Here is a 24,975-nt window from a genome sequence, read left to right as displayed (position 1 = left end):
AGCATCCGCCCCGAGTGAGAGAGAGATCCGCGTGTACGCCATCGTGCGCAGCGGTGGTCGCCAGCACAAGGTTGCTGTCGGCGACATCGTTGAAGTTGACAAGATTCCCACCGCCAAGGTTGGCGACACGGTCGAGCTCTCGACCCTGCTCGTTGTCGACGGCGAAGCCGTGACCAGCGACCCGTGGGTCCTGGCCGGCGTCAAGGTCACGGCCGAGATTGTGGATCACCACAAGGGCGTCAAGATCGACATCCTGCGTTACAAGAACAAGACCGGCTACCGCCGTCGCCAGGGTCACCGCCAGCAGTACACGGCGATCAAGGTCACCGGTATCCCCGCGGCTGCGAAGTAAGAGGGACTGAGACATGGCACACAAGAAGGGCGCATCGTCCACCCGGAACGGGCGCGATTCCAATGCCCAGCGGCTCGGCGTGAAGCGCTTCGGCGGTCAGGTCGTTTCCGCTGGTGAGATCCTCGTCCGCCAGCGCGGCACCCACTTCCACCCGGGTTCGGGTGTCGGTCGTGGTGGCGACGACACGCTGTTCGCGCTGCAGGCCGGTTCGGTCGAGTTCGGCACGCACCGTGGCCGCAAGGTCGTCAACATCGTTCCGGCCGCCTGATTCAGCTCCTGCTGATCTGAAGCGTTCGTAACACCCCGAGGGCGGATCTCAGCTCTTCCCGGCGAAAGCCGGGAAGAGAGGTCCGCCCTCGGCGCGTTGTCACATAGACACGTTTAATGGGCAGCAAGGCCTGCCCGGGACATTCCCGTATGTATCTGGAGGAACACCCATGACCACCTTCGTGGACCGCGTCGAATTGCATGTCGCCGCGGGTAACGGGGGCCACGGCTGCGCCTCCGTTCACCGGGAGAAGTTCAAGCCGCTCGGCGGCCCCGACGGCGGCAACGGCGGCCGTGGCGGCGACGTCATCCTCGTGGTGGACCAGGCGGTCACCACCCTGCTGGAGTACCACCACAGCCCCCACCGCAAGGCCACCAACGGCCAGCCCGGCGCGGGCGACAACCGCTCCGGTAAGGACGGCCAGGACATCATCCTGCCCGTGCCGGACGGCACCGTCGTCCTCGACAAGGAGGGCAACGTCCTCGCCGACCTCGTCGGCCAGGGCACCACCTACGTGGCGGCCGAAGGCGGCCGCGGCGGCCTCGGCAACGCCGCGCTGTCCTCCGCGCGCCGCAAGGCGCCCGGCTTCGCGCTCCTCGGCGTCCCCGGTACCGGCGGCGACGTCGTCCTGGAGCTCAAGACCGTCGCCGACGTGGCACTGGTCGGCTTCCCGAGCGCCGGCAAGTCCTCGCTGATCTCGGTGCTCTCCGCAGCCAAGCCGAAGATCGCGGACTACCCCTTCACCACCCTCGTCCCGAACCTGGGCGTCGTCACCGCCGGCTCGACGGTCTACACGATCGCCGACGTCCCGGGCCTCATCCCGGGCGCCAGCCAGGGCAAGGGTCTCGGCCTGGAGTTCCTGCGCCACGTCGAGCGCTGCTCGATCCTGGTGCACGTCCTGGACACCGCCACCCTCGAGTCCGACCGCGACCCGCTCGCCGACCTCGACGCCATCGAGGAGGAGCTCAAGCTCTACGGCGGCGGCCTGGAGAAGCGCCCGCGCCTCGTCGTCCTCAACAAGGTCGACATCCCCGACGGCAAGGACCTCGCCGAGATGGTCCGCCCGGACCTGGAGGAGCGCGGTTACAAGGTCTTCGAGGTCTCCGCGGTCGACCGCACCGGCCTGAAGGAACTGTCCTACTTCCTCGCCGAGGTCATCGCGAAGTTCCGCGCCCGCAAGCCGAAGGAGGAGGCGACCCGCATCGTCATCCGTCCGAAGGCCGTGGACGACTCGGGCTTCACCATCACCTACGACGAGGCCGAGGACGTGTACCGCGTACGCGGCGAGAAGCCGGAGCGCTGGGTCCGCCAGACCGACTTCAACATCGACGAGGCCGTCGGCTACCTCGCGGACCGTCTCAACCGCCTCGGCGTCGAGGACGGGCTGCGCAAGGCCGGTGCCCGTGCCGGTGACGGCGTGGCGATCGGCTCCGACGACAACGCGGTCGTCTTCGACTGGGAGCCGACCATGATGGCCGGCGCCGAGATGCTGGGCCGCCGCGGTGAGGACCACCGTCTGGAGGCGCCGCGTCCGGCCACCACGCGCCGCAAGGAGAAGGAAGCCGAGCGGGATTCCGCGCAGAAGGAGTACGACGAGTTCCGTCCCTTCTGACGGTCCCCGCCCCGCCCGTGCCTCGGCCCGGTCCGGCGTCCGGTCTCACGACCGGGCTTCGGGCCGGGCCGTCGGCGCAGGTCGGGCCGCCCGGCGGGCGCATGGCCTTGAGGCCGCTTTTACCTGCGTGGCCTAGGATCCCAAGGTGACGAGCACCAGTACCCCCAGCGTTTCCGTCGTTGTGATCGCGTACAACGACGCAGAGCTCGTGGGCGAGGCCGTTTCCTCGGCGCTCGCCCAAGGCCCCGCGGTCGCCGAAGTCATCGCGGTGAATGACGCGTCCACCGACGGGACCCGTCCGGTGCTGGACGAACTGGCCGCCCGCCACCCCCGCTTGAAGGTCGTGCACCGCACGCGCAACAGCGGGGGCTGCGGCACCCCGCGCAATGACGGCATCGCGGTCGCGACCGCCCCGTACGTGATGTTCCTGGACAGCGACGACGTCCTGCCCCCGGGAGCCGTCGACGCCCTGCTGCGCGCCGCCGAGGAACACGGCGCGCCGGTCACCGTCGGCGCCTGCGTCCGCCGCGAACTGCCCTCGGGACGCGAGGTCCCCTGGGTCCCCGGCCTCTACACACCGGGCGACGTCATCGACCGGCCGGCCGACCGGCCGGAACTGGTCCGGGACACGCTCTGCGTCAACAAGCTGTACGACCGGGCCTTCCTCGACAAGCACCAGATCCGTTTCCCCGACGGCCGGTTCATCTACGAGGACTTCGTGTTCACCGCCCGCGTGCTGGCCGCCGCGCCCCGCATCGCGGTGATCGGCGACCTCGTCTACGTGTGGCACGTGCGCCGGGCCGCCGCCCAGGTGTCGATCTCCCTGGACCGCAAGGACGTCGGCAACTGGCGTGCGCGCGTCGAGGCCCACCGCACCGCCTCCCGGATCATCTCCGAGTCCTTGCCCGGGCTGGGCCGGGCCTGCCAGGTCAAGTTCCTGGAGTACGACCTGCGCATGTACCTGCGCGAGCTCGGCAAGGACCCCGAGTACCAGGCCGCCTGGTGGACCCTGACCCGCGAGTACCTCGCCGGTTTCGCGGACGCCGACATCGAGGCCGCTGCGGCCCCCGCGCGCTGGATCGTACGGGTGCTGCGCGCCTGCGAGGTTCCGCCCGCCGCCGCCGACTTGCGGCGGCTGACCGCCTTCGCCGCCGAGCCGCCGAGGCTGGTGCCCCCGTACGCGACCGGCCCCGACGGGGGCGCGGTGTGGAGCGAGACCCTGCCCGTGGAGCTGGACGGGCTGGCGAAGCTGGCCACGTCCGAACTGCCCGTCACCGTCGACGCCGAGACGGCCGGCTCCGCGGGACTGCGGATCCGGGTCCACGACCTGTACGGGCGCCTCGCCGAGGCGGGCCCGCGCACGGTCCAGCTGCGCTTCCTGCCCCGCGGCGACGAAGAGAAGGCGCTGTCCTCCGGGCCGGTGGAGCTGCGCCCCGCCGAGGACGGCAGCCACTGGACCGGGGAGCTGCCCTTCCGCCTCACCACGCTGGCGGTCGTCGGGCGCGGCGCGGGCCGGCGCGGCATGCAGGCGTGGGACGTCAAGGTGGGCGTGGAGTGCGCGGACGGGAGCTCCCTGCTCACCTCTCCGCGCCCCCTCGGCAACCTGCTCCGCCGACGGGTGCTGCCCAGCAGCCGGTACGGTGTGATGTTGGCGCAGCCCTATCGCACGGCCGGCGGATCGCTGGCGCTGCGCCTCGCGCCCGGAGCAGCGGGTGTCATGAGCCTTGTACGCAACCGTCTCTACCGGGCGCGCGCGAGCCGCGGTTAGGGAGCGGGAAGCAGCGGACGCCGGAAGAGACACGAGACGGAACTAGGGAGACACGCATGACCTTTCTGATCACTGGTGGTGCCGGTTACATCGGGTCGCACGTCGTCCGCGCGATGCTGCTCGCGGGCGAGGAGGTCGTGATCCTGGACGACCTCTCCACCGGCAACGCCGACCGTGTCCCGCAGGGCGTTCCGCTGGTGGTCGGTTCGGTGCTCGACCGCAAGGTCCTGGACGAGACCTTCGCCCGTCACGAGATCACCGGTGTGGTGCACCTCGCGGGCAAGAAGCAGGTCGGCGAGTCCGTCGAGAAGCCGCTGCACTACTACGAGGAGAACGTGCAGGGCCTCACGGTCCTGCTCGGCGCGGTGGCCGACGCCGGCATCCGCAACTTCCTCTTCTCCTCCTCCGCCTCCGTGTACGGGATGCCCGACGTCGACCTCGTCACCGAGGACACCCCGTGCCTGCCGCTGAGCCCGTACGGCGAGACGAAGCTGGCCGGCGAGTGGCTGGTCCGCGCGACCGGCAGGGCGAAGGGCATCTCCACCGCCTGCCTGCGATACTTCAACGTGGCGGGCGCCGCCACCCCCGAGCTCGCCGACACCGGGGTCTTCAACCTGGTGCCGATGATCTTCGAGCGGTTCGACAAGGGCGAGGGCGCCCGGATCTTCGGCGACGACTACCCGACCCCGGACGGCACGTGCATCCGTGACTACATCCACGTCGCGGACCTCGCCGAGGCCCACGTGGTGGCGGCCCGCAAGCTCGCCGAGTGGGGTGCGCGGGGCGAGTACGACGACCTCACCGTCAACATCGGCCGCGGCGAGGGCGTCTCCGTCCGCGAGATGGTCGAGCTGGTCAACGAGACCACCGGCCACACCGGCTCCGCCTACGCGCCCGCGGTCTCCCCGCGCCGCCCCGGCGACCCGGCGAAGGTCGTCGCCTCCGCCGAGAAGATCACGGCCGTGCTGGGCTGGAAGGCCCGCCACGACGTCCGCGAGATGATCACCTCGGCCTGGGAGGGCTGGGAGGCCAACCGCAAGGGCTGACCACCCCGGAGCACGTACGCGGCCGCCCGCCCCGGAGAGTTCCGGGGCGGGCGGCCGAATGCGTACCGGGTACCGGTGGGCTCAGCGCTCCAGGAAGGAGAACAGCTCCTCCCAGCGGTCGGTGATGTCGGCGCCGGCGTACCGCTGCACGTCGCGGAAGGCGGCGTCGCCGAGCCGGTCGCGCAGGGAGCGGTCGGACATCAGCCGGTCCAGGTGTCCGGCGAGCTCCATCGTGTTGCCGAGCCGGGCCAGCAGCCCGTCCTCGCCGTGCGTCACGATCTCCCGTACGCCCGGGGCGCAGTCGAAGGCGGCCACCGGCACACCGGCGGCCATGGCCTCCAGCAGGGTGATCGGGAACCCCTCGGCGCGCGAGGCCTGGGCGAAGACCGAGGCCCCGGTCAGGGCGCCGAGCACGTCGTCGGTGCTGCCCATCCACTCCACGGAGTCCTCGATGCCCAGACCTTGGGCGTGCGCCCGCAGCCAGGGCTCCTCGGTGCCGGCCCCGTAGATCCGCAAGGTCCAGTCGGGGTGGCGGGGGGCGGTGTCCGCCCAGGCGTCGAGTAGCAGGTCCACGCCCTTCTCGAAGGAGAGGCGGCCGATGCTCGCCACGACCTTCCCGGTGCGCGGGGCGGGGGAGGCCGGCATGAACGGCAGCGGGTTCGGCATGCTGCCGACGTTCTCCATGCCCGACCGGATCCAGAGGTCCGCGTCCTCGGGGGTCAGCACGAGCATCCGGTCGAGGTCCCGGTAGTAGCGGCGGACCCGCCGCGCCCGCGAGGAGCTCTGGCTGGCCTCGAAGGACTCGTGGCTCATGCCGATGACCGTGAACCCCTTGGTGTCGGCGAGGGCCACCCACTCCATCGCCCAGACCTGGGTGACGATCACCACCCCGCCGGGGCGGGCCGCGCGCAGCAGCTCGCCGAGCTGGTCCGCCTTGGCCTGCATCACCGCCCGGCGGGCCGCCTGGCGGCGCCGCTCGGGTGCGTTGAGGCGGCCCTTGACGCCGCTCAGCCCGCGTGCGGCGGCCGGGTGGGTCTCGTAGAGCGTCGTCGTCGCGTAGGGGAGGTCGGCGGGCAGCTTCTGACGGAGCTCCTCGGCGACGGGGGTGATGCCGACGACGTGCACCCGGTGCCCGCGGGCACCGAACAGCCGGGCCATCTGGTGCGACCAGGTCGTGACGCCGCCGAGCTCGTCCACGCTGTTGGAGACGAGGAAGATGTCCCGGCCGTCCGCGGCGGGGTCCTTCCCGGTGGCGGTGGCGCTGGCGGTCTGCTGGCTCACTTGCCCCTCCTGGTGAAGAACTGCTCGACGATCCGGCGGGCCGCGTCCCCGCGGTCGTACTCGCCGAACTCGGTGAGGAAGCGCTGGCGCGCGTCGGCGTACTTGGTGTCCGCCTCGTCGAACGCGGCGACGGCCTGCAGGAGTTCTTCGGCCGTGGCCAGCACCGGCCCCGGGGCCTTCTCCTTCAGGTCGAAGTACGTTCCGCGGATGTCGGTCGAGTACTTCTCGTAGTCGTAGGCGAAGAAGAGCATCGGCCGGCCCAGGACCGCGTAGTCGAACATCACGGACGAGTAGTCGGTGATCAGCCCGTCGGCGAGCGCCAACAGCGGGGTGATGTCGTGGTACTTGGACACGTCGACGACCCGCCCCGCGACCGACGGCGGCAGCACGGCGCTGTTGAGGTAGTGGGTGCGCACCAGCAGCGTGAAGCGGTCGCCGAGCCGGTCGGCGAACTCCTCGACGTCGAAGGGGAACTCGAAGCCCTCCACCGCGCCGTCCGCGTTCGCCCGGAAGGTCGGCGCGTACAGCAGCACCTTCTTCTCCGGGTCGATCCCGAACTCGCCGGCCAGCGGCCCGCGGATCCGCTCACCGGTGAGCGCCTCGGTGCGGTGCGCCGCGACCAGGGCGTCGTTGCGCGGGTAGCCGGTGCGCAGCAGTACCCCGTCGCGCAGCCGGAACCCCTTGGCCAGGGTGCGGGTGTCGTGCTCGGAGCGGATCAGGAAGTGGTCGAAGCGGTCGAGGGCCGTCTGCATCCGGTCCTGGCCGGACTTGCCCTGGGCCTTGGTGCGGGGCTCGTGGAAGCCCATGCGCTTGAGCGCCGAACCGTGCCAGGTCTGGATGTACGTGGTCCCCGGGCGCTTGGCCAGCGCCAGCGGGAAGCCCTGGTTGTCGACCCAGAATTCGGCCTGGGCCAGGGCGCGCAGGTAGGCCCAGCTCCAGCGCCGCACCAGGGTGGCCCCCTCGGGGAAGCCCTTGGGCTCCTTGCCCGCGTAGGACCAGATCGCCTCGAACGGTGCGCCGGAGCGCACCAGCTCCTCGTAGATCGCCCTGGGGCTGTCGCTGTACTGCTTGCCCATGTGGCTCTCGAAGACGACCGTGCCCTTCTTGACCGGCAGCTTCGAGAAGACCTCGTGGTAGACCTTCACCTTCTGCTCGCCCGAGCCGAGGTTGCGCCGGGCCCGCAGGGCCTTGCGCAGGCTCCGCTTGACCACGCCGGCGGCCTTGCCGTGCATCGCGTTGTTGATCAGCGCCTGGGTGCGTACGGCGGCGGCTCCCTCGGCGGTCAGGACGTAGGAGAGGTTGCCCTTCTTTGTCATCTCCGGCTGGAAGCGGTCCGAGACCAGCCGGGTCAGGCGGGGGCGCACGCGCAGCCGGGCCGCGTTCTCCAGGTCGACCCCGCCGACCGAGACGCGGGTGGTGAGGCGGTCGGTGCCGGCCGTCAGTTTCAGGCGTACGTCCCAGACCGCGTCGATGATGCCGAAGGGGCGGATGGTGCTGCCGATGTCGGCCGTGACTTTCCACTCGATCGTGTCACCGGCGTGGCGGACAAATTCCACTGGGAAGGTGAACGGCCGCACTCCGATCTGCCGGCGGGCCCGGAATTCGAGCGAGGCCTTCAGCTGCGTTTCCGCCCCGATCCGCCCCAGCGGGTTCACGACGGAGCCGGTCAGGGTGACGGTGCCCCGGCCGTCGTCGGCGTACGAGGTGAGGTGGTTGCCCAGGGTCAGGGAGGTGAGGGGGGTGCCGGCGAAGCCCTGGGCGGTGACGTCCAGGATGGTGCGGCCCTCGGGATCGTCGAGGTGATCGGCGCACCAGTAGACGCGGCCGTCGCGCTCGGCGAGCGGGGAGGTGAGCCGGCCCTTGTTGGTCATGGCCTCGGCGGCCGGGAGCAGGTTCTCCCAGTCCTCCTTGCCCAGCAGGTAGGCGCAGATGGCCTGGAGGTGGGTGACGCTGCGGTACGCGGCCGGGTCGATGCCGGCCAGGTAGCCGTTGGCGAGCCGGGCGAACTCCCGCCGGTAGTCGTCGTCGAGCAGGGGCAGGTCCAGCAGGTGCAGGACCAGGTCGTGCTTGAGGAACTTGATGTCCTTCGCGAACTTGATCTGCGCGTGGCCCCTGGAGGCCAGCAGCTGGTCGACGCGACGGTGGATCTCCATCCGGTGGACGAAGTTCCCGATCTCGTTGCGCCGGTTGCTGATCGACTTCGCCGCGGTCTTCTCGACCACGTTCCAGAAGTAAACGTGGTTCGGGATCAGCGTGATGCGGGCGGCGGCGACGTAGGCCTGCGCGGAGAAGAGCAGGTCCTCGTAGTGGATGCCGACCGGGAACTCCAGCCCCTGCTCCAGCAGGAACGCGCGCCGGTAGCACTTGTTCGTGGAGAGGGTGTCGAAGACCAGCAGGTCGGGGTACTCGGTGATCGACTCCAGCGTGCGGGTCCGGGAGTAGATCCACGGGTACCACTCGGTGGTTTTGCCCGACCGGCTGTCCAGGTGCACGCGTACGCACATGCCCGAAACCAGATCGGAGCCGGTCCGCTCGGCGGCCTCCAGCATGTTGCGGCAGGCGTTGCGTTCCAGAACGTCGTCGCTGTCCAGGAACATGACGTACGCACCGGTGGCCTGCTTGATGCCGTGGTTGCGCGGGGCGCCGCAGCCTCCGCTGTTCTCCGGCAGCTGGAAGGCGCGTACCCTCCCGGGGTGCGCGGCTTGGAGTTCCTTGGCGACGTCGTAGGACCGGTCCTTGCTGCAGTCGTCGACGATCACGACCTCGACCCCGCGCAGGGTCTGGTCCAAAACCGACTGGACGGCTGCTGGCAGACGCTCTGCGTCGTTGTAGACGATGACGACTACGGAGACGTCAGGCACGTGCACCTCTATCCCTTTGATTTATTCCCTTTATCCCCCTCGAAAAGCTACCGCGTGCCGCCCTCGCCTCCGGAGTCCCTCTCGGAGGCGTGCATACTTCTCTGGTAGAGGTGAGTGGCTGGTCCGGTCGCCGACATCCACCCGTTCGGACCCGCAGGAAGTGTTCATGAAGCTATCCGTAGTAGTCCCTTGCTACAACGAAGAAGCCGTGATCGACAGCTTCGACACGGAGATCCGCAAGGTCCTGGACGCGCTCCCCATCGAGTACGAGGTCTGCTACGTCGATGACGGCAGCCGCGATGGCACCCTGGAGAAGCTCCGCAAGATCGCCGCGGCCCACCGGGAGCAGACCCGCTACGTCTCCTTCAGCCGGAACTTCGGCAAGGAGGCCGGCATGCTCGCCGGTCTGCGCGAGGCCACCGGCGACGCCGTGGTCATCATGGACGCGGACCTCCAGCACCCGCCGGAGCTCATCTCCACCATGCTGGACTACTACCAGCAGGGGCACGACCAGATCATCGCCCGCCGTACCCGCGAGGGCGACAAGAAGCTCCGCTCGGCGCTGAGCCGCCTCTACTACCGGGGCGTCAACCGGTGGGTCGACGTGGAGCTCACCGACGGCGTCGGCGACTTCCGGCTGCTGTCGCGTCCGGCCGTGGACGCCCTGCTGTCGCTGCCCGAGTACAACCGCTTCTCCAAGGGCCTCTTCTCCTGGATCGGCTTCGACACCGTCCACTTCGACTACCGCAACGCCCAGCGCGAGGCCGGCGAGACGAAGTGGAAGTTCGGGTCCCTGCTCAACTACGGCATGGACGGCCTGATCTCCTTCAACAACCGGCCGCTGCGAATCGGTATCTGGGCGGGCGTGTCGCTGGTCGCGCTGACCGGTCTCTACGCGCTGGTGATCACGATCCAGGCGATCACCCAGGGCGTGGACTCCCCGGGTTACGTCACCCTCGTCGGGATCATGGTGGGCCTGGGCGGAGTCCAGCTGATCATGCTGGGCCTGATCGGCGAGTACATCGGCCGCATCTACTACGAGACCAAGCGCCGGCCGCACTTCCTCGTGAAGGAATCGCACGGGGTCGAGCCGCGCTCCCGGGACTCCAGGGCGATCCACGACTCCCGGGACTCCAGGGTGTCGGCGATCGACGCGGTGGTCGCGGAGCGCAGCAGCTGATGTCGGCACCTGCGACGAACGGGGCCCAGGCGACCGCGCCCAAGCCCGGCCGCAAGGAACAGCTCGGCCAGATCTTCAGGTTCGGTCTGGTCGGCGGGGTCAACACCGGCACGTTCTACGTGTTCTACCTGCTGATGCACCCGCTGATGCCGTACTTCGCCGCCTACACCGTGGCCTTCGTCCTGTCGATGATCGGGTCGTTCTTCATGAACACCTACTTCACCTACCGGACCCGGCCGACGTGGAAGAAGTTCCTGCTCTTCCCGCTGACCAACATCACGAACTTCGTGGTCCAGTCCGCCGGGCTGTTCGCCCTGGTGACCTGGGCGGGCATGAACACCAAGATCGCACCGCTGGTCGCGGCCATCGCGGCGATCCCGTTCACCTTCCTCCTCTCCCGGAAGATCCTCACCCCTGGGGCCGGGGCCAAGGCCTCGGAAGCGGACCGGGCCCGCACGGAGTCCACGGTCTGAAACCGGAGGGCGGCCCCGCCCGGCCACCCCTTAGATTGGGCGGGCAGGGTCAGTTTTCCGGTGAGGGGCAAGGGGACAGAAGTGTCAGCGGCTAGGCAGGATGTGCTCGACGCGCGCAGGATCGTGGTCAAGGTCGGCTCCTCCTCCTTGACCACGGCCGCCGGCGGTCTCGACGCGGACCGGGTGGACGCACTGGTCGACGTACTGGCCAAGGCGCGCAGCGGCGGCGAGAAGGAGATCGTCCTGGTCTCCAGCGGAGCCATCGCCGCCGGACTCTCCCCGCTCGGCCTGCGCCGCCGCCCCACGGACCTGGCCCGCCAGCAGGCCGCCGCCAGCGTCGGACAGGGCCTGCTCGTCGCCCGCTACACCGCCTCCTTCGCCCGGTACGGCGTACGCGTCGGCCAGGTGCTGCTCACCACCGACGACACCAGCCGGCGCGCGCACTACCGCAACGCCTACCGCACCCTGGACCAGCTCCTGGCCATGGGCGCCCTCCCCGTCGTCAACGAGAACGACACCGTCGCCACCGACGAGATCCGCTTCGGCGACAACGACCGCCTCGCCGCCCTCGTCGCCCATCTGGTCCGCGCCGACCTCCTCGTCCTCCTCTCGGACGTGGACGGCCTCTACGACGGCGACCCGTCCCTGCCCGGCACCACCCGCATCGACGAGGTCCACGGCCCCGAGGACATCGCGCACGTCACCATCGGCAGCGTGGGCAAGGCGGGCGTCGGCACCGGCGGCATGGCCACCAAGGTCGAGGCCGCGCGCATCGCCGCGGCGGCCGGCATCCCGGTGGTCCTCACCTCGGCCAGCCAGGCCGCGGACGCCCTGGCCGGGAGGGTGACGGGCACCCTGTTCCACTCCACCGGGCGCCGTTCCACGGACCGGCTGCTCTGGCTCCAGCACGCCTCGGCCCCCCAGGGGCACCTCGTACTGGACGACGGAGCCGTGCGCGCGGTGACCGAGCGCGGCAGCTCGCTGCTGCCCGCCGGCATCGCCGCGGTCGAGGGCGACTTCGTCGCCGGGGACCCGGTGGAACTGCGTTCGGCCGACGGCCGCGCGGTGGCCCGCGGGCTCGTCAACTTCGACGCGAAGGAGCTTCCGCAGCTCCTCGGCCGCTCCACCCGCGAGCTCGCGCGAGAACTCGGACCCGAGTACGAGCGGGAGGTCGTCCACCGCGACGATCTGGTCCTGCTGCAGGGCTGAGGTTCGGTAAAACCGCCGCGCGGTGAGCCAAGGACTGGTCAACTGTGAGGGGCGGACACGCGTAGCGCAGACAAGGAGGCGGCTGGTGAGACGAGCGCTGACCAGCGTCGGCACCGGGGACGGTGACGCCGTCGGCGGGAGCGGGGACGGGGAGGAGCGCGACACCTCGCGCCTCTGGCACGTCACCCTGAGCGTCTCCGGCAAGCCCGCGCCGCTGTCCGAGGTACGCCGCGGGCTGGAGCAGCTCGCCCACGACCACCCCTTCCTGCTGACCAGCCGCTACGCCGACGACCACGCGGAGATCCGCTACTGGGAAGAGGCCCGCGACCTCCACGACGCCGCGGCCGTCGCCCTGCGCCTGTGGGGCGAACACCGCTCCTCGGCCCAGCTCCCGCCCTGGGAGATCGTCGGCCTGGAGGTCATCGACCGGGCCACCTACCACCAACGAGTGGCGGAAGGCTACGGCCCACCCCCGGCCCACCCGGTGGGCGTGCACCCGTACTAGACGCGCTGCTCACGCACTTTCAGCCCGTCCGGCGTTTGAGGACCGGGTCCGGGGGATGGTGGAAGGGCGGGTAGGGGACAGCTCCGCAGGGCCGCCACCTGCACATGCCCACCGCCCCGAGCCGGACGCCGGTGCGTCAAGGGGACGGCCGTCTCGGGGGATGGAACCCCGTCGGTCCCGGGCCCGGCGGGGATTACCCTGGCCGCATGACCTCGCTCGATGCCGCCACCTCGCCCGTCCTAGCCACCGCGCAGCGGTCCCGCACCGCCGCCGCGGCCATCGCCCCGCTCCCGCGGTCCGCCAAGGACGCGGCCCTGCTGGCCATCGCGGACGCGCTGGAGGCCCGTACGGCCGAGATCGTCGAGGCCAACGCCGTCGACACCGCGAAGGCCGCCGCCGCCGGTACCAGCGAGACCGTCATCGACCGCCTCACCCTCACCCCCGACCGCATCGCGGCCATCGCCTCCGACGTCCGCGACGTCGCGGCCCTGCCCGACCCGGTCGGCGAGGTCGTCCGCGGCTCCACGCTCCCCAACGGCATCGACCTCCGCCAGATCCGCGTCCCGCTCGGCGTCGTCGGCATCATCTACGAGGCCCGCCCCAACGTCACCGTCGACGCCGCCGCCCTCTGCCTGAAGTCCGGCAACGCCGTCCTGCTGCGCGGCAGCTCCTCCGCCTACGCCTCCAACACGGCCCTCGTCGCGATCCTGCGCGACGCCATCGTGTCGGCCGGGCTGCCCGCCGACGCGATCCAGCTGGTCCCCGGCGAGTCCCGCGACTCCGTCCGCGAGCTGATGCGCGCCCGCGGCCTCGTCGACGTGCTCATCCCGCGCGGCGGCGCCTCCCTCATCAAGACCGTCGTCGAGGAGTCCATCGTCCCGGTCATCGAGACCGGTACCGGCAACTGCCACGTCTACGTGGACGCCCAGGCCGACCTCGGCATGGCCGTGGACATCCTCGTCAACTCCAAGGCCCAGCGGCCCTCCGTCTGCAACTCCGCGGAGACCCTCCTGGTCCACCGGGACATCGCCGCCGCCTTCCTGCCGCTGGCCCTGGACGCGCTCGCCGACGCGGGCGTGACCGTCCACGGCGACGGCGAGGTGCTCTCCTACGCCGTGGGCAGCAAGGTCACGGCCCTGCCCGCCACCGACGAGGACTGGGCGGCCGAGTACTTGTCGTACGACATCGCGGCCGGCGTGGTCGACTCCCTCGACGACGCCGTCGCCCACATCCGCCGCTGGACCTCCGGCCACACCGAGGCGATCGTCACCACCTCGCAGGCCGCGGCGCGGCGCTTCACCCAGCTGGTCGACTCGACCACGGTTGCCGTGAATGCCTCCACCCGGTTCACCGACGGTGGTCAGTTCGGTTTCGGCGCGGAGATCGGCATCTCCACGCAGAAGCTGCACGCCCGGGGCCCGATGGGGCTTCCCGAGCTCACCTCCACCAAGTACATCGTCACCGGCGACGGTCACGTTCGGTAGTCGGCGGCTGGACACGGCGTGGCCGGATTTCGGCGTATGCCCTGCCCAAAGCCGCCCTCCAGGTCTACGCTGGTGACGTGCCGGACGACGTGGGGGGCCAACCGTTCCCGGACGACGGGGAGCCCGACGAGGACCGCGGAGGCGCGGACAAGGACTTCGCCTCCGTGGTGTTTGACGAGGACTTCGTCCGGAACGCCGAGATCCGTGAACCGAGCGCCGCAGAGCGCCAGCGGGCCGCCGATCGAGCGCGCGCGGAAGCGGCCGAAGCGGCCCGGTCAGCCTTCGCGGGCGGCTGGACGGGCGACGACGACCACGACGGGTACGGATACGGCCACGCCGACGGCTACCACTCCGATGAGTCCGGCTGGGAGCAGGGCCACGGCCACGGCTACCCGGACGGCCCGTACGGGGCCTACGGAGGCAGCCTGCGGCCCTACCGCGGCCGCTCGCCGTGGCTGCGCCCGGTCGCCTGGGTCCTGGCCTTCGTGATGGGCCTCGGAATGGTCGCGCTGGCTTTCAGCGCGGTTTACCGCAGCGCCGCCGCCGGAACGGACCCGGCTCCGGCGCCCGCGAGCACCCCGATGGGCGAAGTCACCGGCGCGGGCAAGTTTATGGACCGCGTCGGCCGCCAACCCTGAAGGTACGACCCCGCTCCCTTTCGCCGGAGCCGGGGGCTTCTCTGAAGCGGGGACAGCGGGGAGAAGCGATGGCCATGTCAGGAGATCCACCCGGCGGCACCCCCGAGGACACGGGAAGTGGCGACGACGACTTCCGCGCGGACGAGTACCGGTCGGTGGTGTTCGACGAGGACTTCGTCCGCGCTGCCCGGCTCCAGGAGTTCTCCGCACAGGAGCGCATGGGCGAGCACGCCCGTGCCGTACGCAGCCGGTCCATCTGGTCGAGCGGCGGCCCGGCCGGTTCACGTGGCGGCCTCACGGGCGCGGCCCGGCAGGGCCGTCTCATCGTGCTGTGCATCGCGCTGGCGCTCGCCGCCGCCGTGTACATGGGGCTGCGCAACCCCTACGTGGCACCCGTGGGAGGCCAGGCCGAGGCGCTCAGCAGCACCGTTGTCCCGCTCGCGCCCTCCGAGCCGGTCCGGGGCGGCCGCCCGGCCGACCTGTTCGCCGACAGCCAGGCCGCGCAGTACCGCGTCGGGGCGGCCGGAATCACCATGCCCGCCGTGCGCCGCACCCACCACTTCACCGATGACCAGGTCCTCGCGGCGCTGACCGTGGCCAAGGACTACCTGGTGCAGTCCTCGCTGGACCCCGACGTCCTGTCCGGAGTCGCGTCCCGGCCGGTGCGGGTCCTGCTCGACCCCGACCAGCTCCAGCAGTTCGACCAGAGCATGCTCACGCCCGTCGGCGACGGGCACCACGCCCTCACCGGCTGGCTGGTCCGCTTCGACCCCGCCACCGCCGTGGTGGCCGACACCCGGGTCAGGGTGAGCGGCACCCTGGCCGTCGAGGAGGTCGGCCCGGACGCGCTGGAGGTGACCTCCGACCACACCTTCGTCTACGCCGTGCGCCCGGCCACCGGCCAGCCGGTCGTCACGGACGGAGCCTCGCTCTTCACCGTCCGGCGGGAGCTCCGGCTGCGCGTCGGCCGCGACGACCTCACGGCCCGGCGGGTGGAGCTCGTGTCCGCCTACGTGATGGCGGGCCCGCAGGACTGCGCCGCCGACCCGGCGCAGGGCTTCCGCCCGCTGCTGGCCGGTGCCCGGCCGACGACGGTCGGCCCGGCCGCGAGCGACCCGTACGCCAGCGGCCATCCGCGGCGCACCTCGGGGCTGTGCGGGGTCCTGGCGCCCACGGCCACCCCGGACCAGGGCGTCAGCCCTGGTCCGTAGACCCGCCCGCGCCCTTGTCGGTGCCCTTGTCCGTACCCTTGTCCCCGGGCCTGTCGCCGGACCCCGTGAACTTGTCGCGGAGCTTGCCGCCCAGGTCGGCAGTGCCGCCGGCGATGTCGCCGACCAGCTTCATCAGCGGGTCCTTGCTGGTGCGCACGGAGTCGGCGTAGTGCGCGGCGGACTGGCGGAAGGAGTCGGTCACCGAGGCGTCCTTGTCCTCCTCGCGCCGCGGGTAGTGGCCGTCCATGATCCGCTGGTAGTCCCGGTTCTGCGACCACTTCTTCAGCTCGGCCGCCCGCACCGTCGTGAAGGGGTGCGTCCGAGGCAGCACGTTGAGGATCTTCAGCACGGAGTCGCGCAGATCGCCGCTCGTCTCGTACTCCTCGGCCTGGGCGAGGAAGGCGTCGACATTCATCTCGTGGAGGTGGTTGCCGCCCGCGAGCTTCATCAGCCCGCGCATCGAGGCCTGCGCGTCCTGGCCCACCAGCAGCCCCGCCCGGTCCGCCGACAGCTCCGACTTGCGGAACCACTCGCGCAGCGCGGTCACGATCGTCATGATCGCCACATTGCCCAGGGGGATCCACGCGATCTTGAGCGCCAGGGTCGTCAGGAACAGCAGGATCGTGCGGTACACGGCGTGCCCCGACAACGCGTGGCCCACCTCGTGGCCCACCACCGCCCGCATCTCCTCCTCGTCGAGCAGCTCGACCAGGCCCGTGGTCACCACGATGATCGGCTCGTCCAGCCCGATGCACATGGCGTTCGGCTTCGGGTCCATCTGCACGTACATCTGCGGGACCTTCTCCAGGTCCAGGATGTAACAGGCGTCGAGCAGCATCGCGTGCAGGTGCGGGAACTGCGTCTCGCCCACCCGGACGGAGTCGGACAGGAACAGCAGGCGCAGGCTGCGCTCGGGCAGCAGCCCGCTCAGCGCCTTGAACACCGTGTCGAAGCCGGTCAGCTTGCGCAGCGCCACCAGGGCCGACCGGTCGGCCGGATGCTCGTACGCCCGCGAGGAAATGCCCGGGAACCTCCTTCGGTCCCGCGCCGGTGCCTTTTCGAAACCCGTCTCCGTCATTGCGCCCTCCCCGTTGATCCGTCCGTCTCGCGGTCCGTCTATCCTCTCCAACGCCTGAGTCGACGTGAGCGTGCCCCAGGCCCCCGCATACGATGTGAGCGAAGTCTCCGCCCGCTCCCCGACTCGATAGGTACCTGCCTGATGAGCCTCGCCTCCACCACTCACTCCCTGGTCGTCCTCGCCGCGGAGGGCGGCGCCGAGCACGGCGGCAACCACGACAGCCTGAACCCGTACCTGACCGGCGGCGCAGCCTTCTTCATCCTGGTGCTGCTGCTCTGGGTCACCACGCGCCTGAACCGCGACCGCTGAAGCCCGGACCTCGCGCACGCGCTCGGAGGCGGGTCCCTCCCGCTCCACCGGGCCAGTAGGCTCTGCGCTCATGGGAGAGCAGGAAATGCCTACCGGCCCGGTCAAGCGCCGGCTCGGTGTGATGGGCGGAACGTTCGATCCGATCCACCACGGACACCTGGTGGCCGCCAGTGAGGTGGCCGCGCTGTTCCACCTCGACGAGGTGATGTTCGTACCGACCGGTGAGCCGTGGCAGAAGTCGCAGCGGGCCGTGTCCTCCGCCGAGGACCGGTACCTGATGACGGTCATCGCGACGGCGTCCAATCCGCAGTTCTCGGTGAGCCGCATCGACATCGACCGCGGCGGGCCGACCTACACGATCGACACCCTGCGGGACCTGAGCGCGCTCAACGACGACGCCGACCTGTTCTTCATCACCGGCGCCGACGCCCTCGCACAGATCCTGACCTGGCGAAACGCCGAAGAGCTCTTCGCGCTCGCCCATTTCATCGGCGTCACCCGGCCGGGCCACGTCCTCACCGACGACGGTCTGCCCGAGGGAGGCGTCTCCCTCGTCGAGGTGCCCGCGCTGGCGATTTCTTCCACGGACTGCCGCGCACGCGTCGCCAAGGGGGATCCTGTCTGGTACCTCGTGCCCGACGGCGTGGTCCGCTACATCGACAAGCGCGAGCTGTACCGCGGAGCCTGAGCTCCGGGAGAGAGGGGGCCCGCGGTGAACGACCGACAGGAGCCGTACGACCCGTATGCGGGCCAGGAGCAGCAGCTCGTCGGCTACGACGCCTACGGGCGGCCGGTCTACGGCCAGGTGCCCGCGCAGTCCGCCCCCGCCGCCCCCCAGTACGAGCAGCAGCAGTACGACCAGCAGTACCAGTACGAACAGCCGCAGTCGTACGACCAGCAGCAGTACGACCAGCAGTACGGCTACGACTACCAGGCGTACGGGCAGCAGCCTCAGCAGCAGTACTACCCGCCGCAGCAGCCGGAGCAGTACTCCCAGAGCGGCCAGGCGCAGCCCCAGGCCTACGGGTACGACACCCAGGCCACCCAGCAGTGGATCCCGCAGCAGGCCGCCCCCCAGGCCCCGGCGGCGGCCCCGGAGCCGGAGGCGGTTCCCGAGCCGGAGTTCCGGCCGGCGGGCGGGCAGGTTCCGGAGCCCCGCCGGGGCGAGGGCGGGGCCGCGCAGGAGGCCTCGTACAAGACCGGGCAGTTCGACTTCATCGACCAGCCGGACGAGGACTCCGAGGACGTCATCGACTGGCTCGCCTTCACCGAGAGCCGCACCGAGCGCCGTGAGGAGGCCCGCCGGCGCGGCCGCAACCGCGTGGTGGCCCTGATCGTCGCCCTGGCCGTCTTCGTCGTCGGCGGGGTCGGCTACCTCTGGTACGCGGGCAAGCTGCCCTTCCTGGACGGCCCCGGGAAGGCGCCCGGCGCCGCCGCCTCGGGTCCGCAGAAGCGCGACATGATCGTCGTCCACCTGCACAACACCAAGAAGGGCGGCATCACCACGGCGCTGCTCGTCGACAACGTCACCACCAAGCAGGGCGCCACCGTCCTGGTGCCGAGCACGCTGAGCGTTCCCGGCGACGACGGTACGGGCACACCGCTCGGCAAGGCGGTCGAGGGCGCGGGCCTGGGCGTACGGGAATCCCTCGACACGGTGCTCGGCACCCACATCGGCGGCACTTGGCGCCTGGACACCCCCTTCCTGGAAACCTTCGTGGACCTGGTCGGCGGCATCGAGGTCGACACCGACGCGGCGGTCCCCGCGGACGACGCGGCCAAGGCCCCGGCGGTGGCACAGGGCCCCAAGCAGAGCCTCAGCGGTGCGATGGCCGTCGCGTACGCCACCTACCAGGCCCAGGGCGAGCCGGAGGCCAAGCGCCTGGACCGCTTCGGCAAGGTCCTGTTCGCCCTGCTGCGCAAGGTGCCCGGCGATCCGAAGTCGGCGGCGGTGACCGTCGAGACCACCGGCCAGATCCTGGACCCGGCGCTGAACGCGCAGGCCCTCGGCGCGCTCCTGTCCAAGCTCGGCGACCACGCCAAGATGGGCGCGTACCGCACCGACGTGCTCGCGGTGAAGCCCGACGGCGGTCTCACGGACGAGGCCAACAAGAAGGTGGTCAAGGAGGTCCTCGGCGGCTCCGCCTCGGCCACCCAGGCCGGCGGCGCCCCGCGGGTGGGCATCAAGGACGCCAGCGGCGACGACAAGACGCAGACGGCGGCGAAGGCCGCGCTGGTCAACGGCGGCTACACGCTGGTGGACGGCGGCAAGGCCGACAAGACCGCCCCCGCGTCGACGATCACGTACCAGGACGACGCCCAGCGGGACAAGGCGATCGAGGTCGCCAAGACGCTGGGGCTGCCCGAGACGGTCGTGAAGAAGGCCGACAACGCGGTGAACGCCGATGTGGTCGTGACGCTCGGCAAGGATTACAAACCGTCCTGAGCCTTCTGCTGCGGCGCCTGTGAGCTGCGGGTCCGCCCGCGCGGTACGTTCCGCGCGGGCGGTGACGGCGGTACATGAGACCCTTGTAAGGATCTGCCCGCCAACCCGAAAGCATGGCCAGTGACCGCCACGGACCGCTCCATCGAGCTCATCACCGCCGCCGCCCAGGCCGCGGCCGACCGGCTCGCGCACGACATCATCGCGTACGACGTCAGCGACGTGCTGTCGATCACCGACGCCTTCCTGCTCGCCTCGGCGCCCAACGACCGCCAGGTCAAGTCGATCGTGGACGAGATCGAGGAGAAGCTCCAGAAGGAGCTGGGCGCCAAGCCGGTGCGCCGCGAGGGCGACCGCGACGCCCGCTGGATCCTGCTCGACTACATCGACATCGTCGTCCACGTGCAGCACAGCGAGGAGCGTGTCTTCTACGCGCTGGAGCGCCTGTGGAAGGACTGCCCCGAGATCGACCTTCCCGAGGACGCCAAGCTCACCAAGGGCAAGGCCGAGGAGCACGCCGCGCTGCGCGCGACGCAGAGCGACGACGAACTGGACGGTGATCTGTTCTGAGCGCGACCAACGAAGGCACGACCCGCACGACCCGCACGACCGGCACGGGCACGTCCGGCCGGAAGATCGTCCTGTGGCGGCACGGCCAGACCTCGTGGAACCTGGAGCGCCGCTTCCAGGGCTCCACGGACATCGAGCTGACCGAGGACGGTGTGGCGCAGGCGCGCCGCGCCGCCCGGCTGCTCGCCTCCCTGGGGCCGGACTCCATCGTCTCCTCGGACCTGCGTCGGGCCTCCGCCACGGCCGCCGAGCTGGCGGCCGTCACGGGGCTGACCGTGGCGCACGACGAGGCGCTGCGCGAGACGTTCGCCGGCGAGTGGCAGGGCCTCACGCACGACGAGATCCTCGAGAAGTACGGCGAGCAGTACTCGGCGTGGAAGCGCGGCGAACCGGTCCGCCGGGGCGGCGGCGAGCTGGAGACCGAGGTCGCCGACCGGGCCGCTCCGGTGGTCCTGGAGCACGCCGACCGGCTGCCCCCGGGCGGCACGCTCGTCGTGGTCAGCCACGGCGGCACCATCCGTACGACGATCGGCCGCCTGCTGGGCCTGGATTCGTACTACTGGGAGGGCCTGGGCGGGCTCTCCAACTGCTGCTGGTCCGTCCTCGGCGAGGGCGCGCGAGGCTGGCGGCTGATGGAGCACAACGCCGGCACGCTGCCCGAACCGGTGCTCGGCGACGACGACTGAGACCGCTTCAGGGCGGCTCCCACCCGGATTTCACTTTCCGGCTGGTCACAGGCTAGAGTTCTTCTTGTTCGCAGCGCAGAACACCGGAAACGGGGGGAGCGTCGCGGAGAGCGGGGCTATAGCTCAGTTGGTAGAGCGCCTGCATGGCATGCAGGAGGTCTGGAGTTCAATTCTCCATAGCTCCACAATCAAGATCCCGTCCCCAACAGGGGGCGGGATCTTTGCTTTTGTCCTCAGCTGCCCAGGCGCACCCCGGCATGGCAGAATCGGACGGCCGGAGGGGGACACGACGGCCCGACGCGGGAGGGAGTCGCTGACGGATGGGTGCACACCGGCGGCGGTGCGACTGGTGCAACAACGGCACGCCGATCGTGCGGGACATGGAGCCGATCAACCCCGACTACCAGTACTGGTGCGAGGAATGCGCGCGGGCGCTGATCATAAAAGGCGACCCGATCGAGACGTACCGCGAGCTGGAGGGCGAGCCGATCTACGGCCGGCTGCTCGACGAGCACTGCACGCTCAAGCGGTTCTACCAGTTCGCTCGTGCGTGACGGGCTCGGTCAGGACGAACTGCCTCAGAACGGACATGGCCCGGGGCGCACGGAAACCGATTTTTGGACCAGGGCCATGACCGTGTAATGTTTGGGACGTCGCCAAGGGGAACCGGAAACGGAGAACGAAGCGGCAAGTAGGACAAGGGGCTATAGCTCAGTTGGTAGAGCGCCTGCATGGCATGCAGGAGGTCTGGAGTTCAATTCTCCATAGCTCCACAGTAGAGAAGCGGGTCACCCGGATCGGGTGGCCCGCTTCTCGTTTTCCTGGCGTCCGAGCGTCCAGGTCTCCCGTCGTCGGGCGTCCGGGGGCAGGAACGGAAGGGCGCCCCTGGTAGCCGCTGCGGTACCCTGACGCCATGCGTGCCGTACGCCTCCTGCTTACCGAGCCGCGCTGAACAGCACCGACCCCACGAGATGGTCGGCCTCGGCGCGGCGCCCCCTCCTGTGCGAGGGGTTTTTTCGTTTGGGCAGGCAGAGACGGCAGAGACGATCGATGGAGCTTCAGAAATCATGAGCGAGACGAACACCCCGGCCCCCGAGGCGGCCGAGGCGCACCGCTACACGGCTGCCATGGCCGCCGACATCGAGGCACGCTGGCAGGACGTATGGGACGCGCAGGGCACCTACGAGGCCCCGAACCCGACCGGTGACCTGGCCGGCGACCCTGCGGTCGTGGCGCGGCCCAAGAAGTTCATCATGGACATGTTCCCGTACCCCTCGGGCGCGGGCCTGCACGTCGGCCACCCGCTGGGCTACATCGCCACCGACGTGTACGCCCGCCACCAGCGGATGAGCGGCCACAACGTCCTGCACACCCTGGGCTTCGACGCCTTCGGCCTGCCGGCCGAGCAGTACGCCGTGCAGACGGGCACGCACCCGCGCGTGTCGACCGAGGCGAACATCGAGAACATGAAGGTCCAGCTGCGCCGGCTGGGTCTGGGCCACGACCGGCGCCGCTCCTTCGCGACGATCGACCCGGACTACTACAAGTGGACCCAGTGGATCTTCCTGCAGATCTACAACTCCTGGTACGACGCCGAGGCGAAGACGGCCCGTCCGATCGCCGAGCTGGTCACCGCCTTCGAGAACGGCTCCCGCGAGCTGCCCGGCGGCGCCTCCTGGGCCGCGCTGAGCGCGGGCGAGCGGGCCGACGTGCTGAACGAGTACCGGCTGGCGTACGCCTCGGACGCGCCCGTCAACTGGTGCCCCGGGCTGGGCACCGTACTGGCCAACGAGGAGGTCACCGCCGACGGCCGCTCCGAGCGCGGGAACTTCCCGGTCTTCAAGTCCAAGCTGAGCCAGTGGAACATGCGGATCACGGCCTACGCCGACCGCCTGATCGACGACCTGGACGCGCTGGACTGGCCCGAGGCCATCAAGCTGCAGCAGCGCAACTGGATCGGCCGCAGCGAGGGTGCGCGCGTCGACTTCGCGGTCGGCGACGGCGAAGCCATCACCGTCTTCACCACGCGCCCCGACACGCTGTTCGGCGCCACCTACATGGTGCTGGCGCCCGAGCACGAGCTGGTCGGGAAGATCGTCCCGGCCGAGTGGCCCGAGGGCACCCACCAGCTGTGGACCGGCGGCAACGCGACCCCCGGCGAGGCCGTGGACGCGTACCGCAAGCAGGCCGCCTCGAAGTCGGACGTCGAGCGTCAGGCGGAGGCCAAGGACAAGACCGGCGTCTTCACCGGCGCGTACGCGACCAACCCGGTCAGCGGCGACAAGGTCCCCGTCTTCATCGCGGACTACGTGCTGATGGGCTACGGCACCGGCGCGATCATGGCCGTCCCGGCCCACGACAGCCGCGACTTCGCCTTCGCGCGCGCCTTCGAGCTGCCGATGCGCTGCGTCGTGGAGCCCACGGACGACCGCGACGCGGACCCGCTGGAGTGGGAGGATGCCTTCTCCTCGTACGACGGCACCATCGTCAACTCGACCGGCGAGGGCGTGTCCCTGGACGGCCTGGGCGTGGTCGAGGCGAAGGCCGCGATCACCGACTGGCTGACGAATCGCGGCATCGGCGAGGGGACCATCAACTTCCGGCTGCGCGACTGGCTGTTCAGCCGCCAGCGCTACTGGGGCGAGCCCTTCCCGATCGTCTACGACGAGGACGGCGTCGCCTACCCGCTGCCCGAGTCGATGCTGCCGCTGGAGCTGCCGGAGGTCGAGGACTACTCGCCGCGGACGTTCGAGGCGGACGACGCGACCTCCAAGCCGGAGACCCCGCTGTCGCGCAACGAGGCGTGGGTCAACGTGGAGCTGGACCTGGGCGACGGGCGCGGCGTGCGCTCGTACCGCCGCGAGACCAACACCATGCCGAACTGGGCCGGCTCCTGCTGGTACGAGCTGCGCTACCTGGACCCGAACAACTCCGAGGCGCTGGTCGACCCGGCGATCGAGCAGTACTGGATGGGCCCGAGCGAGGGCGCTCCGCACGGCGGGGTCGACCTGTACGTGGGCGGCGCCGAGCACGCGGTCCTGCACCTGCTGTACGCGCGCTTCTGGTCGAAGGTGCTGTTCGACCTGGGGCACGTCTCCTCGGTGGAGCCGTTCCACAAGCTGTTCAACCAGGGCATGATCCAGGCGTACGCGTACACCGACTCGCGCGGTGTGTACGTACCTGCGGCCGAGGTCGAGGAGCGCGACGGCGGTTACTTCTACCAGGGCGAGCCCGTCAAGCGCGAGCACGGCAAGATGGGCAAGTCCCTGAAGAACGCCGTCACGCCGGACGAGATCTGCGAGGAGTACGGCGCGGACACCCTGCGCCTGTACGAGATGGCGATGGGCCCGCTGGACGTCTCGCGCCCGTGGGACACGCGGGCCGTGGTCGGCCAGTACCGGCTGCTGCAGCGCCTGTGGCGCAACGTGGTGGACGAGGAGACCGGCGCCGTCACGGTGGTCGACTCGGAGCCGGGCGAGGACACCCTGCGCGCGCTGCACAAGGCGATCGACGGGGCCGGCGCCGACATGGCGGGGCTGCGCTTCAACACCGCCATCGCGAAGATCACCGAGCTGAACAACGCCCTGACGAAGGCGGGCCGTCCGCTGGAGCGCTCGGTCGCGGAGCGGCTGGTCCTGCTGATCGCCCCGCTGGCTCCGCACATCGCGGAGGAGCTGTGGCAGCGGCTGGGCCACGAGGAGTCGGTCGTCCACCAGGACTTCCCGGTCGCGGACCCGGCGTACGTGGTGGACGAGAGCGTGACCTGCGTCGTCCAGATCAAGGGCAAGGTCAAGGCGCGCCTGGAGGTGCCCCCGACGATCTCCGACGCCGACCTGGAGCAGCTGGCCCTGGGCGACGAGGCGGTCGTGGCGGCGCTGGGCGGGGCCGAGATCCGCAAGGTGATCGTGCGCGCGCCGAAGCTGGTGAACATCGTCGTGTGACCGGTGAGGACCCTGGTCTAGGGGTTGTCCCGTACGGGCAGGTTGGGGGTTCGATGGGAA

22 protein-coding genes and 2 tRNA genes are annotated in these 24,975 nt (G+C 70.4%); 21 read left to right on the top strand and 3 right to left on the bottom strand.

Translation table 11 applies throughout. The features are described from left to right. Positions 1-31: 31 nt before the first annotated feature. The 5 genes from rplU to galE all read left to right on the top strand — a co-directional run bounded on the left by rplU (position 32) and on the right by galE (position 5,046). A complete protein-coding gene (rplU, locus tag AC3IYJ_RS13565) occupies positions 32-352 on the top strand; it encodes a 50S ribosomal protein L21 (RefSeq protein WP_112446572.1) in 321 nt (106 codons plus the stop codon). A gap of 13 nt (positions 353-365) precedes the next feature. Further along, on the top strand, positions 366-620 hold the full coding sequence (rpmA, locus tag AC3IYJ_RS13560; protein ID WP_030013081.1) for a 50S ribosomal protein L27: 255 nt from the start codon (positions 366-368) through the stop codon (positions 618-620). Between the two features lie 169 nt (positions 621-789). Further along, entirely contained in the window at positions 790-2,232 is a 1,443-nt protein-coding gene (gene obgE / locus AC3IYJ_RS13555) for a GTPase ObgE (protein WP_489401552.1), read from the top strand. A gap of 145 nt (positions 2,233-2,377) precedes the next feature. Then, the gene (locus AC3IYJ_RS13550; protein ID WP_489401551.1) at positions 2,378-4,000 is read left to right on the top strand and encodes a glycosyltransferase family 2 protein; all 1,623 of its coding nucleotides are present in this window, start codon (positions 2,378-2,380) and stop codon (positions 3,998-4,000) included. Positions 4,001-4,056: 56 nt separating this feature from the next. Beyond that, on the top strand, positions 4,057-5,046 hold the full coding sequence (gene galE, locus AC3IYJ_RS13545) for a UDP-glucose 4-epimerase GalE (RefSeq protein WP_489401550.1): 990 nt from the start codon (positions 4,057-4,059) through the stop codon (positions 5,044-5,046). An 81-nt stretch (positions 5,047-5,127) separates the two neighbouring features. Here galE and AC3IYJ_RS13540 read toward each other — a convergent pair whose 3' ends face one another. Both AC3IYJ_RS13540 and AC3IYJ_RS13535 read right to left on the bottom strand, forming a co-directional pair. Further along, positions 5,128-6,327 carry a glycosyltransferase gene (locus tag AC3IYJ_RS13540; protein WP_489401549.1) on the bottom strand — a complete coding sequence of 400 codons (1,200 nt, stop codon included), beginning with the start codon at positions 6,325-6,327 and terminating at the stop codon, positions 5,128-5,130. After that, the gene (locus tag AC3IYJ_RS13535; protein ID WP_489401548.1) at positions 6,324-9,194 is read right to left on the bottom strand and encodes a bifunctional glycosyltransferase/CDP-glycerol:glycerophosphate glycerophosphotransferase; all 2,871 of its coding nucleotides are present in this window, start codon (positions 9,192-9,194) and stop codon (positions 6,324-6,326) included. Before AC3IYJ_RS13535 ends, AC3IYJ_RS13540 begins: the two co-directional genes overlap by 4 nt. Positions 9,195-9,354: 160 nt before the next feature. Here AC3IYJ_RS13535 and AC3IYJ_RS13530 point away from each other — a divergent pair, with 160 nt between their 5' ends. From AC3IYJ_RS13530 to AC3IYJ_RS13500, 7 genes are all read left to right on the top strand, one after another. After that, complete coding sequence (locus tag AC3IYJ_RS13530) at positions 9,355-10,368, top strand: glycosyltransferase family 2 protein (protein WP_489401547.1); 1,014 nt, start codon at positions 9,355-9,357, stop codon at positions 10,366-10,368. Beyond that, the gene (locus tag AC3IYJ_RS13525) at positions 10,368-10,841 is read left to right on the top strand and encodes a GtrA family protein (RefSeq protein WP_489401546.1); all 474 of its coding nucleotides are present in this window, start codon (positions 10,368-10,370) and stop codon (positions 10,839-10,841) included. The genes AC3IYJ_RS13530 and AC3IYJ_RS13525 overlap by 1 nt, the downstream gene beginning before the upstream one ends. An 81-nt stretch (positions 10,842-10,922) precedes the next feature. Continuing rightward, the gene (gene proB, locus AC3IYJ_RS13520) at positions 10,923-12,050 is read left to right on the top strand and encodes a glutamate 5-kinase (protein ID WP_489401545.1); all 1,128 of its coding nucleotides are present in this window, start codon (positions 10,923-10,925) and stop codon (positions 12,048-12,050) included. 85 nt (positions 12,051-12,135) lie between these two features. After that, positions 12,136-12,555 (top strand): hypothetical protein, encoded by a 420-nt coding sequence (locus tag AC3IYJ_RS13515; protein ID WP_489401544.1) that lies wholly within the window; start codon positions 12,136-12,138, stop codon positions 12,553-12,555. A 206-nt stretch (positions 12,556-12,761) separates the two neighbouring features. Beyond that, the gene (locus AC3IYJ_RS13510) at positions 12,762-14,039 is read left to right on the top strand and encodes a glutamate-5-semialdehyde dehydrogenase (protein WP_489401543.1); all 1,278 of its coding nucleotides are present in this window, start codon (positions 12,762-12,764) and stop codon (positions 14,037-14,039) included. A gap of 77 nt (positions 14,040-14,116) precedes the next feature. Further along, positions 14,117-14,677, top strand: a complete 561-nt coding sequence (locus AC3IYJ_RS13505) for an SCO2584 family spore wall biosynthesis protein (protein ID WP_489401542.1) — start codon at positions 14,117-14,119, stop codon at positions 14,675-14,677. Positions 14,678-14,745: 68 nt separating this feature from the next. Continuing rightward, positions 14,746-15,888, top strand: a complete 1,143-nt coding sequence (locus tag AC3IYJ_RS13500) for an SCO2583 family membrane protein (protein ID WP_489401541.1) — start codon at positions 14,746-14,748, stop codon at positions 15,886-15,888. Here AC3IYJ_RS13500 and AC3IYJ_RS13495 read toward each other — a convergent pair. Continuing rightward, positions 15,872-16,966, bottom strand: a complete 1,095-nt coding sequence (locus AC3IYJ_RS13495; protein ID WP_489401540.1) for a M48 family metallopeptidase — start codon at positions 16,964-16,966, stop codon at positions 15,872-15,874. The two genes, AC3IYJ_RS13500 and AC3IYJ_RS13495, sit on opposite strands and share 17 nt — an antisense overlap. A gap of 141 nt (positions 16,967-17,107) precedes the next feature. Between AC3IYJ_RS13495 and AC3IYJ_RS13490 the strand changes: the two genes are divergently transcribed. The 9 genes from AC3IYJ_RS13490 (at position 17,108) to leuS (ending at position 24,915) form a co-directional block, all read left to right on the top strand. After that, a complete protein-coding gene (locus AC3IYJ_RS13490) occupies positions 17,108-17,275 on the top strand; it encodes a hypothetical protein (RefSeq protein ID WP_330296369.1) in 168 nt (55 codons plus the stop codon). A gap of 70 nt (positions 17,276-17,345) precedes the next feature. After that, positions 17,346-17,963, top strand: a complete 618-nt coding sequence (nadD, locus tag AC3IYJ_RS13485; protein ID WP_243334788.1) for a nicotinate-nucleotide adenylyltransferase — start codon at positions 17,346-17,348, stop codon at positions 17,961-17,963. Positions 17,964-17,987: 24 nt separating this feature from the next. Continuing rightward, on the top strand, positions 17,988-19,721 hold the full coding sequence (locus tag AC3IYJ_RS13480) for a LytR C-terminal domain-containing protein (RefSeq protein ID WP_489401539.1): 1,734 nt from the start codon (positions 17,988-17,990) through the stop codon (positions 19,719-19,721). Positions 19,722-19,841: 120 nt separating this feature from the next. Further along, positions 19,842-20,288, top strand: a complete 447-nt coding sequence (rsfS, locus tag AC3IYJ_RS13475) for a ribosome silencing factor (RefSeq protein WP_351047012.1) — start codon at positions 19,842-19,844, stop codon at positions 20,286-20,288. Next, the gene (locus AC3IYJ_RS13470; RefSeq protein WP_489402802.1) at positions 20,285-20,974 is read left to right on the top strand and encodes a histidine phosphatase family protein; all 690 of its coding nucleotides are present in this window, start codon (positions 20,285-20,287) and stop codon (positions 20,972-20,974) included. Before rsfS ends, AC3IYJ_RS13470 begins: the two co-directional genes overlap by 4 nt. Before the next feature lie 112 nt (positions 20,975-21,086). Further along, a tRNA-Ala gene (locus AC3IYJ_RS13465) sits at positions 21,087-21,159 on the top strand. A 135-nt stretch (positions 21,160-21,294) separates the two neighbouring features. Next, entirely contained in the window at positions 21,295-21,528 is a 234-nt protein-coding gene (locus tag AC3IYJ_RS13460) for a hypothetical protein (RefSeq protein WP_112446589.1), read from the top strand. 146 nt (positions 21,529-21,674) lie between these two features. Continuing rightward, positions 21,675-21,747 (top strand) — tRNA-Ala (locus AC3IYJ_RS13455). A 294-nt stretch (positions 21,748-22,041) separates the two neighbouring features. After that, positions 22,042-24,915, top strand: a complete 2,874-nt coding sequence (gene leuS / locus AC3IYJ_RS13450; RefSeq protein WP_489401538.1) for a leucine--tRNA ligase — start codon at positions 22,042-22,044, stop codon at positions 24,913-24,915. Positions 24,916-24,975 lie beyond the last annotated feature (60 nt).

This window comes from Streptomyces sp. GL_140, from assembly GCF_057834465.1.
The sequence above is the reverse complement of the archived record's forward strand: the minus strand, read 5'-3'. Positions and strand labels throughout refer to the sequence as shown.

What these genes read in the sequence shown, in the direction of transcription:
- rpmA (WP_030013081.1), top strand. Translation starts at nt 366, where the DNA reads ATGGCACACAAGAAGGGCGCATCGTCCACCCGGAACGGGCGCGATTCC.
- obgE (WP_489401552.1), top strand. Translation starts at nt 790, where the DNA reads ATGACCACCTTCGTGGACCGCGTCGAATTGCATGTCGCCGCGGGTAAC.
- galE (WP_489401550.1), top strand. Translation starts at nt 4,057, where the DNA reads ATGACCTTTCTGATCACTGGTGGTGCCGGTTACATCGGGTCGCACGTC.
- AC3IYJ_RS13530 (WP_489401547.1), top strand. Translation starts at nt 9,355, where the DNA reads ATGAAGCTATCCGTAGTAGTCCCTTGCTACAACGAAGAAGCCGTGATC.
- AC3IYJ_RS13525 (WP_489401546.1), top strand. Translation starts at nt 10,368, where the DNA reads ATGTCGGCACCTGCGACGAACGGGGCCCAGGCGACCGCGCCCAAGCCC.
- AC3IYJ_RS13510 (WP_489401543.1), top strand. Translation starts at nt 12,762, where the DNA reads ATGACCTCGCTCGATGCCGCCACCTCGCCCGTCCTAGCCACCGCGCAG.
- AC3IYJ_RS13500 (WP_489401541.1), top strand. Translation starts at nt 14,746, where the DNA reads ATGGCCATGTCAGGAGATCCACCCGGCGGCACCCCCGAGGACACGGGA.
- AC3IYJ_RS13495 (WP_489401540.1), bottom strand. Translation starts at nt 16,966, where the DNA reads ATGACGGAGACGGGTTTCGAAAAGGCACCGGCGCGGGACCGAAGGAGG.
- AC3IYJ_RS13490 (WP_330296369.1), top strand. Translation starts at nt 17,108, where the DNA reads ATGAGCCTCGCCTCCACCACTCACTCCCTGGTCGTCCTCGCCGCGGAG.
- nadD (WP_243334788.1), top strand. Translation starts at nt 17,346, where the DNA reads ATGGGAGAGCAGGAAATGCCTACCGGCCCGGTCAAGCGCCGGCTCGGT.
- AC3IYJ_RS13460 (WP_112446589.1), top strand. Translation starts at nt 21,295, where the DNA reads ATGGGTGCACACCGGCGGCGGTGCGACTGGTGCAACAACGGCACGCCG.
- leuS (WP_489401538.1), top strand. Translation starts at nt 22,042, where the DNA reads ATGAGCGAGACGAACACCCCGGCCCCCGAGGCGGCCGAGGCGCACCGC.